Origin of the sequence: Frankia sp. AgKG'84/4 (assembly GCF_023242965.2) — a bacterium.
Lineage (GTDB): Bacteria > Actinomycetota > Actinomycetes > Frankiales > Frankiaceae > Frankia.
The window spans coordinates 1-1,327 of the sequence record NZ_JALKFU020001110.1; the positions used below are offsets into that span (position 1 = coordinate 1).

Below are 1,327 nucleotides of genomic sequence, written 5' to 3' on the forward strand. Positions count from 1 at the left end.
GCCACGAACACCGCGAGCCCCGCAGCGGTCGCCGCCGCGGCGAGCCAGTCCCGGCGCGGCACGACCCGGCGGGCGAGCAGCGCGGCCAACGGTAACGCGAACAGAAGCTGGCAGATCTGCAGCGGCTCGACCAGGGCGACCGCGCCGTGCGTGAGCGCCGCCGCGGCCAGCAGGCTACCCAGACCGCCGATGGCGACACCCAGGTCCCACAGCGGCCGTCGCACCAGCCACAGCAGCAGCCGCAGGCGCAGAACGTCGCCCGGTGGGGCCGTGAACGCCACCCGTTGCTGGATGACGGCGGCAACACCGAAACACACCGCGGCCGCGAGGCCGAGCAGATAGGTCGCCACGCCTCCTCGATCCCACCAAATCTCGGCACGCCCGAGGGCGTGCGTCGTTCCGCCGCCGCGGGGCAGGTGCCCCGCGGGGCGATGGCCGGCCCGTGGAGAACCGGCTACCCCACAGGGTGACATGTCGACGGACAGACGGCCGCTGCCGGTGGCCCATCGGTACTCATCCGGGTGGGGTGGCCGTGGCTCGCACCTCGGACAGCAGTCCCTTCACGGGCGGACCGGGAGGGGTCCGGCCAGACCTGGCGCCCGCTCGCGACCGCGGGACCAGGGCCGATGCGCCACGCCCCAGGACCGGCAGCGCCGATTGTTAGGCGCAGGACAACATCGGCGGCGGATGGCCCGAAAGCAGGCGGAGGCGGAGGCGGCGCCGGGCCGCGCCAGACACACCACACCCGCCCCCAAAAGAATGGGCCGCCTTACCTCCCCCTGCCGAAGAAACTCTAGGCACGCACAATCCTCCGCCCTGTGTGAATGTCAGCAAACCGACTCGGGAGCTCCGTTCTCCGCACTGCGTAGCCTTGTTGGGCTCCTTTGTTCCCGCCTGTTCACCGCCGGCGGGCACGCGGCCCGCCCGCAGAGCTGGCCGTGGATCAGAGCACTGGCCGCCTGTCACGACATAGCCGACATCACCGCTAAAGGCCCCGCAGGTCAGCGCGGATCCGGCCGGTACGATTTCGGGCGAACACCCCGGCAGACGCGGATTTCGTCCGGGGACGGATGCCGGCCGAAGCCGGCCAGAAAGGTGGTCGAGCAGCTATCAGGGCATTCAGGCCGGACGGCCCCGCCACCGGCAGTACGCATTCTCCGGCCAGGCCGGCGCGGCAGCTGCGCTCCGCCGTGATTGTGCTGATGGGCGTGCTGCTCGTCGCGGGTTGTCAGCAGTCGGGTACCCGGTCGGCGGCCGAGCAACCGCACGGCACAGCGGCCGAGCCGAGCCGGGCGGCGCTCGGCTCGGCCATCGGCGCGGCCTCGAC

1 protein-coding gene is annotated in these 1,327 nt (G+C 72.2%); it reads right to left on the minus strand.

All coding sequences use genetic code 11. The features are described from left to right. A partial coding sequence (locus MXD58_RS27715) for a DMT family transporter (RefSeq protein ID WP_250611089.1) occupies positions 1 to 350 on the minus strand: 350 nt, incomplete at its 3' end. Between the last annotated feature and the right edge of the window lie 977 nt (positions 351 to 1,327).